The organism is Jiangella ureilytica, assembly GCF_004348545.1.
GTDB lineage: Bacteria > Actinomycetota > Actinomycetes > Jiangellales > Jiangellaceae > Jiangella > Jiangella ureilytica.
Map to the genome: position 1 here is coordinate 125,771 of NZ_SMKL01000001.1, position 16,525 is coordinate 142,295.

The window sequence follows — 16,525 nt, forward strand, 5'->3', positions numbered from 1 at the left end:
GCCGTCCGCGGAACCCGAGCCGTGTTCGTGGGAACGATCACGTTCGACCTGCTCCTCGGCGACGTCCGCTCGTTGAAGCAGAAGCGCGCCGCCGTTCGGCCCATCGTGGCCGAACTGCGGCGCCGCTTCGACGTCGCCGTGGCCGAGGTCGGACACCAGGACCTGCATCGCCGCGCAAAGGTGGGGGTCGCCGTCGTCGCCGGCGACTCCCGGCAGTGCATCGACGTGCTCGACGCCGTCGAGCAGCACGTCGCGGACCGGCCGGAGATCGAGCTGCTCTCCACCCGCCGGCGGATCCACAACGACGAGGACGAGGAGTAGTGCCATGGCCGATCCAGCGCGGGCACGCAAGCTGGCCGACCGCATCCGCGAGATCGCGGCCGAGACGCTGGAGCGCCGGGTCAAGGACCCCCGGCTGGGGTTCGTGACGGTCACCGACGCCCGCATCACCGGTGACCTCCGCGACGCCACCGTCTTCTACACCGTCTACGGCGACGACGAGGAGCGCTCGGCCACGGCCGCCGCGCTCGAGAGCGTCAAGGGGCTGGTCCGCTCCGAGGTGGGCCGGCGCACCGGCGTCCGGTTCACCCCGACGCTGGAGTTCGTCGCCGACGCCATCCCCGAGAACGCCGCGAACATCGACGACCTGCTCCGCACCGCCCGCGAGTCCGACGAGCGGGTCGCCCAGGTGGCCGCCGACGCCGAGTACGCCGGCGACCCCGACCCGTACCGCAAGCCCGCGGAGGACGAGGTCGACGAGGATCTGGACGACGAGGTCCACGGGGACCTGGATGACGACGGCGACGAGGACGGCGACGACCCTCGTGGGTGACGTCGACGGCCTCGTCGTCGTCGACAAGCCCGGCGGCTGGACCTCGCACGACGTCGTCGCCCGCATCCGGCGGCTGGCCGGCACCCGCCGCGTCGGCCACGCCGGCACGCTCGACCCGATGGCCACCGGCGTCCTGGTCGTCGGCATCGGCAAGGCCACCAAGCTGCTCGGCCACCTGGCGCTGACGGAGAAGGAGTACGACGCCACCGTCCGGCTCGGCGCCACCACCGTCACCGAGGACGCCGAGGGCGAGGTGACGGCGACGGCCGACGCCTCCGCCGTCACCGACGCGGCGGTCGCCGACGGCGTCGCCGCCCTCACCGGGCCGATCCAGCAGGTGCCCAGCGCGGTCTCCGCCGTGAAGATCGACGGCGTGCGCTCGTACCACCGGGTCCGGTCCGGCGAGAACGTCGATCTGCCGCCCCGCGACGTCGTGGTCAGCCGGTTCGACGTGCTGGCCACCCGGCGCGACGGCCCGTACGTCGACCTCGACGTGTCGGTCGCCTGCTCGTCGGGCACCTACATCCGGGCGCTGGCCCGCGACCTCGGGGCGTCGCTGGGCGTCGGCGGCCATCTGACGGCGCTGAGGCGCACCGCCGTCGGCCCCTACCGGCTGGACCGGGCGCACACGCTCGAGGCGCTCGCCGAGGACCTCGTCGTCCTCCCGATCGCCGACGCGGCGGCCGCGGCGTTCCCGCGCCTCGACGTCGACGCCGCCACCGCGGGCAAGGTGGCGCACGGCATGCCGCTGCCGGCCATGGGCCTCGGCCCCGGCCCCGTCGCCGTCTTCGGGCCGGACGGTACGCTGCTCTCGCTGGCGGAGGACCGCGGCTCCCGCGCGAAGCACCTGGCGGTGTTCGTATGACTGATCGGCAGCAGGTCCACGAGGAGCTCGAGGCGGAGCTGGCGTTCCTGTGGCGCCGGGTGCGCCGGCTGTCGATCGACCTCGCCCGCCAGGTCGACGAGGGCCTCGAGGCCGCGGCCTACGGGCTGCTGGGCCTGCTGGCCGACGGCGGCGACGTGCGCGCCGCAGACCTCGCCGACCGGCTCGGACTGGACAAGTCCACCGTCAGCCGCCAGGTCACGCAGATGGAGTCGCTCGGGCTGATCCAGCGCGTCATCGACCCGCAGGACGGCCGGGCCCGGCTCATCCACATCACCGACGACGGCCGGTCGCGGGTCCAGCAGCTGCGGGCGGCGCGGGGCCGCTGGTTCGGCGAGGCGCTGGAGCACTGGCCCACCGCCGACGTCGACACCCTGGCCGTTCTGCTGAAACGCCTGAACGAGTCCCTCTCGCAGGAATAGCCTCGCCCTCCGGAATAAAGTTGTGTGCTGCAACCATTGACCATATAGTTGCAGCAGCCAACCATCTGAGGCGGTGAGACGAGCATGCGCAGCGACGTCTGGAGCGAGCTCGTCGAACAGGGGCGGCTCCTGGTCCGCATGGGCCGGCTGCTCACACACCGCCACGTCGAGATCTACGAGGGCGTGGGTCCGGCGCTGGGCGGGATGCTCGCAACGCTGAGCAAGGAGGGCCCCATGCGGCTGACGGCGCTCGCCGACCGGCTGCACGTGGACCCGTCCGTCGCCAGCAGGCAGGCGTCCGAGCTCGTGGAACGTGGGCTGGTCGGGCGCCGTCCGGACCCCGGCGACGCCCGCGCCGGCCTGCTCGACGTCACCGCCGAGGGCCACGCGACCCTGCGGCGCGCCATGGACCGCAGCACGGAGGTCATGGCCTCCGCGCTGTCGGACTGGAGTGACGCAGAGGCCCGGCAGCTGGTCGACCTGCTCACCAAGCTCAACACCGATCTCCGCGACGACCTCTGCGGGGAGAAGGGACGCGTCTGATGGCGAACTCCGCCGGTTCCGTCGAGGTACCGCAGGAAACCCCGTCGGCGATGACCCACCGACAGGTGCTGGAGGCGATGTCCGGGCTGCTGCTCGCCATGTTCGTGGCGATGCTGTCCGGAACGATCGTCGCCAACGCGCTGCCGCGCATCATCGGCGACCTGGGCGGCAACCAGGACCAGTACACCTGGGTGGTGACGGCGACCCTCCTCGCGGCCACGGCCACCACCCCGATCTGGGGCAAGCTGGCCGACCGCATGAACAAGAAGCTGCTCGTCCAGCTGTCGATCACCGTCTTCGTGATCGGCTCGGTCCTGGCCGGGTTCTCGCAGAACACCGAGTCGCTCATCGGCTTCCGCGTGCTGCAGGGCCTGGGCCTGGGTGGTCTGCAGGCGCTCGTGCAGATCGTCATGGCCTCGATCGTCAGCCCGCGCGAGCGCGGCCGGTACATGGGCTACTTCGGTGCCGTCATGGCCGTCGCGACGGTGGGCGGCCCGCTGCTGGGCGGCTTCCTCGTCGACTCCGAGCTGCTCGGCTGGCGCTGGTGCTTCTGGGTGGGCGTGCCGTTCGGCATCGCGGCCCTGGTCCTGCTGCAGCGCACGCTCAAGCTCCCGGTCCTGACGGCCACCACGAGGATCGACTGGCTGGGCGCCCTGCTCATCCCGGGCGGCATCAGCGTGCTGCTCATCTGGGTCACGCTGGCCGGCAAGGACTTCGCCTGGATGTCGTGGCAGTCGGCCGTGTTCGTGGCCGGTGGCGTGCTGCTGATCGCGTTCGCCGTCGCCGTCGAGCGCCGGGTTCAGGACCCCGTCGTGCCGCCGCGGCTGCTGAGGCAGCGGACCATGGTGCTGGCGATCATCGCCAGCGTCGCCATCGGCATCGCGATGTTCGGCTCGTCGGTCTTCTTCGGGCAGTACTTCCAGATCGCCCGCGGCTACTCGCCCACGGCGGCCGGCCTACTCACGCTGCCGATGATCGTCGGCCTGCTGCTGGCATCGACCATCACCGGCCAGCTGGTCACCCGGTTCGGGCGGTGGAAGAGGTTCCTCGTCGCCGGGTCCGCGCTGATCGTCGTCGGCCTGGGGCTGCTGGGCACCATCGACCACTCCACCTCGCTGGTGCTCATCGGCGTCTACATGGCGATCCTCGGCGTCGGTGTCGGGTCGAGCATGCAGAACCTCGTGCTCGCCGCGCAGAACGGCCTCGACTACCGCGACCTCGGGGCCGGGACGTCGACGGTGACGTTCTTCCGCTCGCTCGGCGGTGCGGCCGGTGTCTCCGTCCTCGGCGCGATCCTGGCCACGCACGTCACCGACCTCATCTCCGAAGGGCTGGCGTCGATTCCGGGCGCCGGCGACGCCACCCAGAGCGGCGGCTCCACGTCGCTGGACCTCACCGGTCTGCCGGAGCCGGTGCGGGTGATCGTCGAGCACGCCTACGGCGACGCGACGGCCCTGGTGTTCCTCATCGCCGGCGTCATCGCGCTGATCGCGTTCGTCGCCGTCCTCTTCATGAAGGAGACCTCGCTGCGGACGACGGTGGGCGACGCCGAGCCGGCGGAGCTGGAGGAGGCCGCCGCGCGGGCATAATGAACGTAGACAGGCGACATCGAACCCGGGAGAGGACGCTCGTGCACCACTGGACCGATCTGGGCCAGGTCCCTCCCGGGTTCGGGCCGGCGGTCGTCACCATCGGCAACTTCGACGGCGTCCACCTCGGCCACCGTCAGGTCCTGACCCGCATGGTGGCCGACGCCCACGCGGCCGGCGGCGGCACGCAAGCCGTCGCCGTCACCTTCGACCCCCACCCGCGCCGGCTGCACCGGCCCGAGGACGCGCCGCCGCTCATCACCGGCGTGCGCGACAAGCTCGAGCTGCTCGCCTCGACGGGCCTCGACGCCGTCCTCGTGCAGCCCTACACCTGGGAGTTCGCGCGGCAGTCGCCCGAGCAGTTCGTCCGCCGCTTTCTCGTCGACGGGCTGCACGCCGTCACCGTCGTCGTCGGCCATGACGTCCGGTTCGGCTGGCAGAACGCGGGCGACCTGTCGACGATGCTCTCGCTGGGGGCCCAGTACGGCTTCAGCGTCGAGGTGATCGACGAGGTGAAGACGCCTGACGGCGGCCGGCGCTGGTCGTCGACGTGGGTGCGCGAGCTGCTGTCCCTGGGCGACGTGGGCGGAGCCGCGGAGATCCTGGGGCGGCCGCACCGGCTGCGTGGCGTCGTCGTCGAGGGCGACAAACGGGGTCGCGAGCTGGGGTTCCCGACGGCGAACCTGTCGGCCTCGGCCGACGGCCTGGTGCCCGCCGACGGCGTGTACGCGGGCTGGCTGTCGGTCGTGACGCCCGGGTCGCGTGAGCGGCTGCCGGCGGCCATCTCGATCGGCACCAACCCGACGTTCGCGGGGGAGGCGCGGCGGGTGGAGGCCTACGTGCTCGGCCGCACCGACCTCGACCTCTACGGCGACGAGATCCTGCTCGAGTTCGTGGAGCGGCTGCGCCCGACGCTCAGGTTCGACTCCGTCGACGACCTCGTCGCCACCATGAACGACGACGTCGCCAAGGCCCGGGTCGTTCTCGGCGTCTGAGGTGTCACCAGGGCGACCCGAGGGCTGATTCGATTCGAACTGGGCCGCGCTGGTATCCTTGGCGCCGCCGTCAGAACGGCCGCGGTTTCAGAGTGCACCGGTGGACATGCCCGGTTGCGCCGCGCAACGATTCGACAAGGAGTTCCGTGCCGACCGACACGAAGACCAAAGAGACCATCATCGCCGAGCACGCCCGCGGCAACGGCGACACGGGCTCGCCCGAGGTGCAGGTGGCGCTGCTCACGCATCGCATCAACCACCTCACCGAGCACCTGAAGGTGCACAAGCACGACCACCACAGCCGCCGCGGGCTGCTGCTGCTGGTCGGCCAGCGCCGCCGGTTGCTCAAGTACCTGCAGCGGGTCGACATCGAGCGCTACCGTGCGCTGATCGAGAAGCTCGGCCTGCGCCGATGAGCTGAGGCCGCGGGGAGCGGACTCCCGCACCGGGAGCCGCTCCCTTCGGCATATCAGCCGCCGGCATCAACTGAAGACAAGCCCAACCAGTCAGGGCGGCCGACTTGAACGCGGCAGGCCGGTCCTCGGTTGTGGTCCTCGGGCAAGTCCCGCGGGCTTCCATCGAAGACCGGCGCGTACGAGATCTCATTCGAGCGGCCTCCCGTGATGCTCCAGGAGGACGACCCATGACGGGTCCGCAGATCCACAGTGCCGAAGCCGTGATCGACAACGGCAGGTTCGGCAGCCACACCATTCGCTTCGAGACCGGCCAGCTCGCGCAGCAGGCCGCCGGCTCCGCCGTCGTCTACCTCGACGACGAGACCATGCTGCTCTCGGCCACCACGGTGTCGAAGAACCCCAAGGAACACCTCGACTTCTTCCCGCTGACGGTCGACGTCGAGGAGCGCATGTACGCCGCGGGCCGCATCCCCGGCTCGTTCTTCCGCCGCGAGGGCCGGCCCAGCGAAGAGGCCATCCTCACCTGCCGGCTCACCGACCGGCCGCTGCGCCCGTCGTTCACGAAGGGCCTGCGCAACGAGGTCCAGGTCGTCATGACGGTCATGTCGCTGCACCCGGACCACCTGTACGACGTCGTGGCCATCAACGCCGCGTCGGCGTCCACCCAGCTCGCCGGGCTGCCGTTCTCCGGCCCCGTCGGCGCCGTCCGGGTGGCGCTCATCGAGGACCAGTGGGTCGGGTTCCCGAGCCACTCGCAGCTGTCCGAGGCCGTCTTCGACATGGTCGTGGCCGGCCGGGTGCTGCCCGACGGCGACGTCGCCATCATGATGGTCGAGGCCGAGTCGACCGCCGAGACGTGGGGGCTGGTCCAGGCCGGCCGCACCGCGCCGACCGAGGAGGTCGTCGCCGCGGGGCTCGAGGCGTCGAAGCCGTTCATCACCGCCCTGGCCTCCGCGCAGAGGCAGCTGGCCGACGCCGCGGCGAAGGAGACGGCGGAGTTCCCGATCTTCCTCGACTACACCGACGAGATCTACGCCGCCGTCGAGGGCGCCGCCCGCGACGAGCTGGCCAAGGCGCTGACCATCGCGGCCAAGCAGGAGCGCGAAGAGCGTCTCGACGAGATCAAGGCGTCGGTCAAGGAGCGCCTCGCCGAGCAGTTCGAGGGCGCCGAGAAGGACATCAGCGCCGCGTTCCGGTCGCTGACGAAGTCGGTCGTGCGCGAGCGCGTGCTGCGCGACCAGGTCCGCATCGACGGCCGCGGCCTCACCGACATCCGCACGCTGTCCGCCGAGGTCGGCCCCATCCCGCGGGCGCACGGCTCGGCGCTGTTCGAGCGCGGCGAGACGCAGATCCTCGGCGTCTCCACGCTGAACATGCTCAGCATGGAGCAGAAGCTCGACACGCTCTCGCCGGAGAAGTCCAAGCGCTACATGCACAACTACAACTTCCCGCCCTACTCGACCGGTGAGACCGGCCGGGTCGGCTCGCCGAAGCGCCGCGAGATCGGCCACGGCGCGCTCGCGGAGCGGGCGCTGCTGCCGGTGCTGCCGGCGCGCGAGGAGTTCCCGTACGCCATCCGGCAGGTCTCCGAGGCGCTGGGCTCCAACGGCTCCACGTCCATGGGCTCGGTCTGCGCCTCCACCATGTCGCTGCTGAACGCCGGTGTGCCGCTGCGCGCCCCGGTCGCCGGCATCGCGATGGGCCTCATCTCCGGTGAGGTCGACGGCGAGCAGCGCTACGTCACGCTCACCGACATCCTCGGTGCCGAGGACGCCTACGGCGACATGGACTTCAAGGTCGCCGGCACGCGCGAGTTCGTCACGGCGCTCCAGCTGGACACGAAGCTGGACGGAATTCCGGCATCCGTCCTGGCAGCTGCCCTGCAGCAGGCCCGCGACGCCCGGCTCACCATCCTCGACGTCATGGCCGAGGCCATCTCCGAGCCGGACGAGATGAGCCCCTACGCGCCGCGGATCATCTCCATCAAGATCCCCGTCGACCAGATCGGCGCGGTCATCGGCCCCAAGGGCAAGATCATCAACCAGATCCAGGACGACACCGGCGCCGAGATCGCCATCGAGGACGACGGCACCATCTTCATCGGTGCCGTCGACGGCCCGTCCGCCGAGGCCGCGCGCACCCAGATCAACGCGATCGCCAACCCGACGATGCCCGAGGTGGGCGAGCGCTACCTCGGCACCGTCGTCAAGACGACGAGCTTCGGCGCGTTCGTCTCGCTGCTGCCGGGCAAGGACGGCCTGGTGCACATCTCCAAGTTGCGGTCCCTCGCGGGCGGCAAGCGGGTCGAGAACGTCGACGACGTCGTCTCGGTCGGGCAGAAGATCCAGGTCGAGATCGCCGAGATCGACGACCGCGGCAAGCTCGCCCTGACCCCCGTCGTCGACGAGGAGCCCGCAGCCGATGCCGGCGAGGCAGTCGACGCCTGACGGCCGCGTGACGACTCCGTCGACGCAGACGTTGTTGGGGGAGGACGACGGCGGACTGGTCCGCCGCACCGTCCTCCCCGGCGGTCTGCGTATCGTCACCGAGGCCGTTCCGACCGTCCGGTCGGTCGCCTTCGGCATCTGGGTGGGCGTCGGCTCGGTCGACGAGCAGCTCACCGAGGCCGGCGCCACGCACTACCTCGAGCACCTGTTGTTCAAGGGAACGCCGAAGCGCACGGCCCTGGACATCTCCGCGGCCATCGAGTCCGTCGGCGGCGAGATCAACGCCTTCACCGCCAAGGAGTTCACCTGCTACTACGCGCGGGTGCTCGACACCGACCTGCCGTTGGCGGTCGACGTCGTGTCCGACATGGTCACCTCGTCGCTCATCGCGCCGGCCGACGTCGAGAGCGAGCGCGAGGTGGTGCTCGAAGAGATCGCCATGCGCGACGACGACCCGTCCGACGCCGTGCACGACCTGCTGGCCACCCGCATGTGGGGTGACAGCCCGCTCGGCCGGTCCATCCTCGGCACGGTCGAGAGCATCACGGGCATGGCGCGCGACACCGTCAACGACTACTACCGGCGCCACTACCTGGCCCGCAACATGGTCGTCGCCGTCGCCGGCAACGTCCGCCACGACGACGTCGTCGCGCTGGTCGAGAAGGCGTTCGGCGAGGCCGGCTTCCTCGACGTCGACGACTCACCCGCCCCGCCGCGTACGGGCGGGGTGGCGCCGTCGTCCGGCCAGGGCGTCACGCTGCTGCACCGGCCGACCGAGCAGGCGAACGTCGTGCTGGCGGTGCCCGGGCTGGCCCGCAACGACGAGCGCCGGTTCGCGCTGGGCGTGCTGAACGCCGCGCTCGGCGGCGGCATGTCGTCGCGGCTGTTCCAAGAGGTCCGCGAGCGGCGCGGCCTGGCGTACTCCGTCTACTCCTACGCCTCGCAGCACGCGGCGGCCGGGCTGCTCGGCGTGTACGTCGGCTGCCAGCCGAAGAAGGTCGACCAGGTGCTCGAGCTGTGCCGTACCGTGCTGGCCGACGTCGTGCGCGGCGGCATCACGGCCGAGGAGCTCGAACGCGGCAAGGGACAGGCCCGCGGCGGCCTGGTCCTCGGACTCGAGGACACCAGCGCCCGCATGAGCCGGCTGGCCAAGGCCGAACTCGTCTACGACGAGCTGCCCAGCGTCGACGAGCTCATCGCGCGAGTCGACGGCGTCAGCATCGACCAGGTCGCCGACCTCGCCCGCGCGCTGCTGCCGGCGACACCGACGCTCGCGGTCGTGGGACCGTTCGACTCGGCGGGCCGGTTCGAAGCGGCGCTGGGTTGATCTGATCGTGGGACGGGCGCTGCGCGGGCTGCCCTACCGGTGGTACGCGCGGCGGCTGTCCGCCCGGCTGCGGGCGGCCGGGCCCGGCGCGCTGCCGCGGCACGTGGCCGTCGCCATGGACGGCAATCGCCGCTGGGCCCGTCAGGCCGGCTACGCCGATCCCACCATCGGGCACCGGTTCGGCGCCGAGCACGTCGACGAGCTGCTGACCTGGTGCGCCGCCATCGGGATCGGCCACGTGACGGTGTACGTGGCGTCGTCGGACAACCTGCGCAAGCGCTCGTCCGACGAGGTCGGCCACCTCATGCGCATGGTCGAGGAGGTCGTCGCGACGCGGCTGGCCTCGCCGTCGCACCGGTGGCGGCTGCACGTCGCGGGGCGGCTCGACGAGCTGCCCGACTCCACGCGTGACGCGCTGAAGCTGGCGGTCTCGTCGACGGCCGGGCGGTCTGAGGGGCTGGAGCTGACGGTGGCCATCGGCTACGACGGCCGCCAGGAGATCGTCGATGCCGTCCGCTCCTACCTCGACGACGGCGGCTCGGCCGACGACCTGACGCCGGACGACATCGCCCGGCACCTGTACACGCGCGGGCAGCCGGCGCCCGACCTCGTCATCCGCACGAGCGGCGAGCAGCGGCTGTCCGGCTTCCTGATCTGGCAGGCCGCCCACGCCGAGCTGTACTTCTGCGACGCCTACTGGCCCGGCTTCCGCCAGGTCGACTTCCTCCGCGCGCTGCGCACCTACGCCCGGCGCAAGGCGGCGGGCATGGTCGACGCGTAGGCGGCTTCAGGAGGGCGGGGGCCCGATCCTCTGCCTGCGCTCGGGGCGGGTGCGCGCTGGCGCACCGGCAAGGGGCTGCTCATGTGTACTGCGTGTGGGCGGCAGGTGTCGGTGACGGCGGGCACGATCTTCCACCGGACCCGTACGCCGTTGGCGACGTGGTTCGCCGCGATCTGGTTCGTCACGTCGCAGAAGGACGGCGTGTCCGCCTGGGTCTGCAGCGGGTGCCGGGGTTCGGTTCGTACGAGACCGCGCTGGCTGCACAAGCTGCGTCGGGCGATGGTCCGGCCCGACCGGGACCGGCTGTCCGGGACCGGTTGTCCGGGACCGTCGAGGTCGACGAGGTGATGGTCGGCGGCGTCGACGTAGGTACCGCCGGCGCGGGCGGGGACACGGTCCCGGTCATGGTCGCGGTCGAGCGCAGCGACGGCCAGCGGCTGGGGCGCATGCGTGCTCGGATCGTCACTGCGCCGGGCAGCTTGCAGCTGGTCACCCCTTCGCCACCGGCGTCGTCGAGCCCGGCTCGACCATCCACACCGACGGTGCCCGAGGGCTGCGTCGGCTGGCCGACATGGGCTACACCCACCACGACACCACCGGCTACAACGCCGCCGACCGGTCGGCCGTGCTGCCGGGAGTGCACCTGATCGCGTCGCTGCTCAAGCGCTGGATCGCCGGCACGCTGCACCATCGCGTCAGCACCGAGCACCTGTGCTACCACCTCGACGAGTACACCTTCCGGTTCAACCGCCGCACCGCCCGCAAGCGGGGCTCGCTGTTCTACCGGCTCCTCCAGCAAGCCGTCGCCACCGACCCCCACCCGCTACATGACCTGCAACGACCCGGAGACCCCGGATGGTGACACCGGCGTCATGGTGCGGGCACGCCCGAGGTTGAGGGAGCGGTGGTGCGAGGGTGTGGTGCCATACCGGTTCACGAAGGCCTGCCGGAGTGCTTCGGTCGATCCGAAGCCGCAGCGTGCCGCTACTCTCGTGATCGGCAGCGAGGTGGTCGCCAGCAGGTGTGCGGCCGCTTCCGTTCGAGCATTCCGGACGAAGCGGGCGGGCGTCACGCCCAGGTTGGCCAGGAAGATCCGGGTGAGGTGCCGCGTGCTCACGCCGGCTACGCGGGCCAAGGCGGCGGCTGTGAGGTCGGAGTCCAGGTGTGTGGTCACGTGCTGTTCGATCTTGCGCGCCAGTTCGTTCTCGGTGCGAGGCGCGGCGGTGTACATGCTGATCTGCGCCTGGTTCCCGGGTCGCTGTAGGTAGGTGACCAGGGCTCTGGCGACCTGCCGGGCGAGATCCAGGCCGTGGTCCTCCTCGATGAAGGCCAGCATGAGATCCAGGGCACTGGTGACGCCTGCGGCGGTGGCGATGTGGCCATCGCGGATGTAGATGGGGTCGGGGTCCACGGCGACAGTCGGGAAGTGGGTCGCCAGGTCCTGCGCGACGGCCCAGTGTGTCGTGCCGCGCCTTCCGTCCAGCAGGCCGGCGGCAGCGAGAACGAACGCGCCGGTGCAGACCGAGGCGATGCGTCGGCTCTCCCGCGCCAACCGGCGCACGTGGCCGACGATGTGCGGATCGTTGGCCGCGCGTCCGCTGCCGACGCCTCCCACGACGATCAGAGTGTCCAACGGTCCGCGCGTGCCTTGCAGCGACCGCTGGCTGGCCACGGTGAGCCCTGGACTGCGGCGCTGGAAGGTGAGGCCCGAGCTGCAGGTGATCGGCTCGCCGTCCGCGCTGACGACGGTGACCTGATACGGGGCGCCTGATCCCAGCGCGTTCGCCATGCCGAGGGTCGCGGTGACACAGGCGAGGTCGAGCAACTCGGTGTCGGCATAGCCGACGACGACGACCGACCGCCCATCCATGCCGCGAGGGTAGTCAGATGCGACCAGCATCCCAAACTTTCGGACACGTCCGCCGTCGGTCATGGGCTTTTCCGCTCGGCGCGGACATCGTGGGTCCCGGGTCGCCGCTACCCCTGCGGCGCACGTGAGTCGTCAGGAGGACATGTGGCCGAATTGGCCCTCGATGTCCTCGATCTGCGGTGCAGCTACGGAGCGTTCGAGGCCGTACGCGGGGTGTCGTTCCAGGTCGCCTCCGGTGAGCTGTTCGCGTTGCTCGGCACGAACGGCGCGGGCAAGACCACCACGATCGAGGTGTTGGAGGGCCTGCAATCCGCCGCCGCCGGACGCGTCCGGGTGCTGGGAAGGGATCCGCGCCGCGATCGCCGTGCGCTGCGCCGCCACACCGGCGTGATGTTGCAGGACGGCGGGCTGACCGGGCAACTGACCGTGCGAGAGAGCGTCCAGGTGTGGCGCGGGCTCACCCACCGTCCGCGGACAACCGACGAGGTGCTCGACCTAGTCGGATTGTCGCCCCGGTCCGGAGTCGCCGTCGAGCAGCTCTCCGGTGGCGAACGCCGCCGCCTGGAGCTGGCGCTCGCGGTGCTCGGCCGGCCCCAGTTGCTGTTCCTCGACGAACCGACCACGGGAATGGACCCGGCCTCGCGGCGCACGACCTGGGACGTGATCCGCCGGCTGCGCAGCGACGGGACCACTGTCTTGCTCACGACGCACTATCTGGACGAGGCGGAGGCGCTCGCCGACCGGGTGGCGATCATGCACGCGGGGCGGATCGCCACCATCGGAACACCGGATGACGTGGTGACGGTCCTGCCCGCGAGGATCAGTTTCCTCGAGCCCACCGGACTGCGTCCGCCGGAGCTGCCGCACGCGACGGTCGCGATCGACGAAGGCCGCGTGGGCTACCAGTCCTCCGACGTGCAGGTGGATCTCGCGTACCTCCTGGACTGGGCCCGCGATCACGGGGTGACGCTACGCGGGCTGACGGCAAGATCGGCGTCGCTCGAAGATGTACTTCTCGACATCGCCGCCAACCACACAGCCGCCGACAAGGCACATCAATGACCGCGACCCAGCTCGAGTCCGGGATATGGCGACAGCTCTGCGCCCTGTTCGGGATGGAACTGCTGCTGCTTCGCCGGAACATGGCCGCGGCGGTGCTGGTCGTGGTCCTACCGCTGGTCGTGGGTGTGCTCATACTGGGTGTGGACCAGGTCGCGGTGGGTGACGAACGAGCCGGTGCGGAGCGGATCGCGAGGGCTCTGGGCATGATCGTGGCGATCTTCGTCCATCACCACCTCGTGACGGTCTACGCCTCTCGCCGACAGGAACTCGTGTTGAAACGCCTCCGCGCCGGCCTGCCGGCCGACGCGACGATCATCGCCGGCGCCGCGAGCACGGTCACCGTGATCTATCTCGCCCAGACGGTCCTGCTCGGGGCTTACGCGGTTCTGGTTCTGCGATTCCCCGTGCCGCTCAACCCGGTCTCGATCCTGCTGGCCGTATTGCTGGCTGCCGGCCTGATGACCACTATCGCGGCGGTGGTGTCCGCGGTGACGCGAAGCTCGGAGGCGGCCATGATGACCACCTTCCCGACCGTGGCGTTCTTCCTCGCGACTCCCGGTGTGCTGGCCCCATACGGCGCGTTTCCCGACTCGTTCGAGACGGTGATGTGGTGGTTCTCGCCGCTCGGGCCGTTCGGTGAGGTTGTGCGCATCGGCTGGCTCGGCGCCGAGAACGGTGCAGGGCTCCTCGACAGCCTCATCCACACGCTTCCTGGACTGGCCGTCATGTCCGCCTGGCTGGTGCTGACCGCTCTAGCCGTCACCCGCTTCTTCCGATGGGAGCCCCGGCACAAATGACGAGGCCACGCGCACAAGCAAGTCACGACCACGCTCTTTCCCTCACGGCCCGAACGCCGAGCCGGAGTTCGAGCTGGTCTCAGGGGCTACGAGCTATCTCGTGCGGCGCCCCGCTAAGGGCGGCTTCATCAGGGAGGATGCGGATCGCGGCATCCGGCGCGCAGCATCCGCACCCGGATCTGATCGGCCCGTGACTGCCCCACCTGCAACGACCCCGCGACCCCGGATGATGACTTGGAAGGTCACGATGAGCTCCGGGCACCCCGGCGGTCGGTGAGGAGAAGCATGAAGCGGCTATGAAGCCGCCTCGTGTTCGCTCGGCCCGTCCACACTCACCCACGACAGGAGACCCGATCATGTCCCGCTCCGTGCTCTACATGTCCATGTCGCTCGACGGCTTCATCACCGGTCCCGATGACGGCCCGGACAACGGCCTCGGAACCGGAGGCGAACAGCTGCACGCCTGGCTGTTCGACGGCGACCACGAGGCCCGCGGTGGCGTCGGACTCCCAGTCATCCGCACCAGCGCGGCCAGCCTCCCAGTGGCCCAGGAGATGCTGGCCACCGGCGCCGTGCTGACGGGAAAGCGCACGTTCGACGCGGCCGGCGGCTGGGGCGGCGGCCACCACAACGGCGTCCACATCGAGGTGTTCACCCGCTCCGAGCCGGTAGCCGACGCCATCCAGGGCCCCAACATCCACTACGCCACCGACGGCATCGAGGCGGCCATGGCGCGGGCCAAAGCCGCGGCCGGCGACAGAGACGTGCTGGTGCACGGGGCGACGACAGCGCAGCTGGCACTGCAGGCCGGGGTGCTGGACGAACTCGAGATCCACCAGGTCCCCGTCCTGCTCGGCGGCGGCCGGTCACTCTTCGGCACGCTGGGCTCACCCCGCCAGCTCGACCTCGTCCGCGTCGTCGACGCCCCAGGCGTCACACACCTGCGATACCGCGTGGCCGGCTGAGCACGCCGGTCGCCGTCGCCGTCCCGGATCGAATCGACGACGCAGGCGAGCCGACTCGCGCATCGCCCGGGCCGGTCGGCGGCCGTGACTTGACTTGAGCAGACATGCAGGACATGCGATCTGCATATCTGCTCACGTCAAGAACAAGGCCGGCGTGAGCGGTGATCATGAACGCCGCCATCCGGTGGCGGGCGTCGACTACCCGGGTACCTTTCAGGAGCTGCTGGCCTGACTCCCGGACAACCGGGCGTGCCTGGAGTATCTGGAGCGGCTGCGCTGGCCGGACGGGTTCGTCTGCCCGCGCTCGGGGCGGGTGCGGGCTGGCGCACCGGCAAGGGGCTGCTCATGTGTACTGCGTGCGGGCGGGCATGACCTGCAACGACCCGGAGACCCCGGATGTTGAGAGACGCGCGTGTCGCTGAAAAGTCGCTTCACGACGCCATTCAGTGGGGGCATCTCGTATGCCCTTCGGAGAGCGCGGGTGATGTGCGCTGGACATACATTGAACCAATCACGCGCTCGTTGAGACCATGGGATGGTGAGGGGTCGCGCGCGTGCAGGGGTGATCGCCGGTGTCGTTGGCCTGGCGTTCTGGTTCCTGCGCGGAGGCCCGAAGCTCCCACCCGGTGCGACGGCCATCATCGAGCGCGTGTCGAGGAGCGACGTGGCGCATGTCGTCGACGGCGAGACGGGGTACGCGGACTCGGAGGGAGTCCGCATCTGGTACGAGAGCATCGCCGCGGAGGGATCCGAGAAGGGGGTTGTGCTGCTCAACGTCTCCATGGGGGGCGACTCGCTGTTCTGGCCTCCGGGCTTCCTTCGCGGTCTCACCTGCGCCGGGTACCGGGTGATCCGCTTCGACCAGCGCGGCACCGGCGCCTCTGACTGGTTGCCGGACTGGAGTCGGAAGCAGCCGTACTCCCTGCTCGACATGGCCGCCGATGCGGTTGCCGTGCTCGACGCGCAGCAGGTGGCGAAAGCCCACGTCATCGGTCTCTCGCTGGGTGGGTTCGTCGCCCAGGAGATCGCGATCGGCTATCCCGATCGCGTGGCATCTCTCACCCTGATGTCGACGGCGGCCGATCCGACGGACAAGAGCCTCCCCGGGATGCGCATCGGACCGATGCTGCGAGCGGGTCTCATGGGACTGCCTCTTCTGCGATATCGGCTCTTGGGCGGTGAGAAGAATCTGGTCAGAGAGCGAGTCGCCAAGATGATCAGCGTCAACGGCGCCGGAGGCGTGGACATCGAGGAGCTGGCCGAGCTCGTCCTGTACGACCTGCGGTACCGGCGCGGCATCAACCTGCGCGCCATCGTCCAGCATCAGGTCGCGGTCACGATCACTCGCTCTCGGTATGCGCTGCTGGGCGGCATCCGGGCCCCGACCCTGGTCGTCCACGGAACAGCCGACACGTTCATTCCGATCGAGCACGCTCACAAGCTTGTCGACCTGATCCCCGCGGCGAAGGGCCTCTGGCTCGACGGAGTGGACCACCACCAATTCCCGTACCCGGACATGCCCACGGTCACGCGGGCGATCGTCTCTCACCTCGACAGCGCCCCAGACTCATGACAGCTCCGGTGAGACGGACTGTC

16 protein-coding genes and 2 pseudogenes are annotated in these 16,525 nt (G+C 70.4%); 17 read left to right on the forward strand and 1 reads right to left on the reverse strand.

The features are described 5' to 3' along the window. Positions 1-21 precede the first annotated feature (21 nt). From E1212_RS00600 to E1212_RS00655, 12 genes and pseudogenes are all read left to right on the forward strand, one after another. Complete coding sequence (locus tag E1212_RS00600; protein WP_131977528.1) at positions 22-321, forward strand: DUF503 domain-containing protein; 300 nt, start codon at positions 22-24, stop codon at positions 319-321. A gap of 4 nt (positions 322-325) precedes the next feature. Next, a complete protein-coding gene (gene rbfA, locus E1212_RS00605) occupies positions 326-832 on the forward strand; it encodes a 30S ribosome-binding factor RbfA (protein ID WP_131977531.1) in 507 nt (168 codons plus the stop codon). Then, positions 792-1,697, forward strand: a complete 906-nt coding sequence (gene truB, locus E1212_RS00610; protein WP_131977534.1) for a tRNA pseudouridine(55) synthase TruB — start codon at positions 792-794, stop codon at positions 1,695-1,697. Before rbfA ends, truB begins: the two co-directional genes overlap by 41 nt. Next, positions 1,694-2,137 (forward strand): MarR family winged helix-turn-helix transcriptional regulator, encoded by a 444-nt coding sequence (locus E1212_RS00615; RefSeq protein ID WP_131977537.1) that lies wholly within the window; start codon positions 1,694-1,696, stop codon positions 2,135-2,137. The genes truB and E1212_RS00615 overlap by 4 nt, the downstream gene beginning before the upstream one ends. Positions 2,138-2,221: 84 nt before the next feature. Then, positions 2,222-2,680, forward strand: a complete 459-nt coding sequence (locus E1212_RS00620; protein ID WP_131977540.1) for a MarR family winged helix-turn-helix transcriptional regulator — start codon at positions 2,222-2,224, stop codon at positions 2,678-2,680. Between the two features lie 50 nt (positions 2,681-2,730). Continuing rightward, positions 2,731-4,269 carry a DHA2 family efflux MFS transporter permease subunit gene (locus E1212_RS00625; protein WP_131977543.1) on the forward strand — a complete coding sequence of 513 codons (1,539 nt, stop codon included), beginning with the start codon at positions 2,731-2,733 and terminating at the stop codon, positions 4,267-4,269. Between the two features lie 41 nt (positions 4,270-4,310). Then, positions 4,311-5,264, forward strand: a complete 954-nt coding sequence (locus tag E1212_RS00630; protein WP_131977546.1) for a bifunctional riboflavin kinase/FAD synthetase — start codon at positions 4,311-4,313, stop codon at positions 5,262-5,264. A gap of 146 nt (positions 5,265-5,410) precedes the next feature. After that, positions 5,411-5,680 carry a 30S ribosomal protein S15 gene (gene rpsO / locus E1212_RS00635; protein ID WP_131977549.1) on the forward strand — a complete coding sequence of 90 codons (270 nt, stop codon included), beginning with the start codon at positions 5,411-5,413 and terminating at the stop codon, positions 5,678-5,680. A 227-nt stretch (positions 5,681-5,907) separates the two neighbouring features. After that, positions 5,908-8,127: a polyribonucleotide nucleotidyltransferase gene (locus E1212_RS00640; RefSeq protein ID WP_131977552.1), complete on the forward strand. Its 2,220-nt coding sequence runs from the start codon at positions 5,908-5,910 to the stop codon at positions 8,125-8,127. Beyond that, positions 8,102-9,454: a M16 family metallopeptidase gene (locus E1212_RS00645; protein ID WP_131977555.1), complete on the forward strand. Its 1,353-nt coding sequence runs from the start codon at positions 8,102-8,104 to the stop codon at positions 9,452-9,454. The genes E1212_RS00640 and E1212_RS00645 overlap by 26 nt, the downstream gene beginning before the upstream one ends. A 7-nt stretch (positions 9,455-9,461) precedes the next feature. Beyond that, the gene (gene uppS, locus E1212_RS00650) at positions 9,462-10,235 is read left to right on the forward strand and encodes a polyprenyl diphosphate synthase (RefSeq protein ID WP_238992204.1); all 774 of its coding nucleotides are present in this window, start codon (positions 9,462-9,464) and stop codon (positions 10,233-10,235) included. 385 nt (positions 10,236-10,620) lie between these two features. Next, positions 10,621-11,097 (forward strand): annotated as a pseudogene (locus tag E1212_RS00655) (transposase); the annotation flags it as partial. On the opposite strand, the gene E1212_RS00660 reads toward E1212_RS00655, so the two are convergent. Then, positions 11,059-12,105 carry a GlxA family transcriptional regulator gene (locus tag E1212_RS00660; RefSeq protein ID WP_131977561.1) on the reverse strand — a complete coding sequence of 349 codons (1,047 nt, stop codon included), beginning with the start codon at positions 12,103-12,105 and terminating at the stop codon, positions 11,059-11,061. The pseudogene E1212_RS00655 and the gene E1212_RS00660 overlap by 39 nt on opposite strands. 144 nt (positions 12,106-12,249) lie before the next feature. On the opposite strand from E1212_RS00660, the gene E1212_RS00665 reads away from it, so the two are divergent. The 5 genes and pseudogenes from E1212_RS00665 (at position 12,250) to E1212_RS00685 (ending at position 16,502) form a co-directional block, all read left to right on the forward strand. Then, positions 12,250-13,167 carry an ABC transporter ATP-binding protein gene (locus tag E1212_RS00665; RefSeq protein WP_131977564.1) on the forward strand — a complete coding sequence of 306 codons (918 nt, stop codon included), beginning with the start codon at positions 12,250-12,252 and terminating at the stop codon, positions 13,165-13,167. Further along, positions 13,164-13,964, forward strand: a complete 801-nt coding sequence (locus tag E1212_RS00670) for an ABC transporter permease (protein ID WP_131977568.1) — start codon at positions 13,164-13,166, stop codon at positions 13,962-13,964. Before E1212_RS00665 ends, E1212_RS00670 begins: the two co-directional genes overlap by 4 nt. Positions 13,965-14,320: 356 nt before the next feature. After that, positions 14,321-14,929, forward strand: coding sequence for a dihydrofolate reductase family protein (locus E1212_RS00675; protein WP_131977571.1), 609 nt, complete (start codon positions 14,321-14,323; stop codon positions 14,927-14,929). Between the two features lie 235 nt (positions 14,930-15,164). Further along, positions 15,165-15,266 (forward strand): annotated as a pseudogene (locus E1212_RS30265) (transposase); the annotation flags it as partial. A gap of 225 nt (positions 15,267-15,491) precedes the next feature. After that, the gene (locus E1212_RS00685; protein WP_162605245.1) at positions 15,492-16,502 is read left to right on the forward strand and encodes an alpha/beta fold hydrolase; all 1,011 of its coding nucleotides are present in this window, start codon (positions 15,492-15,494) and stop codon (positions 16,500-16,502) included. Positions 16,503-16,525 lie beyond the last annotated feature (23 nt).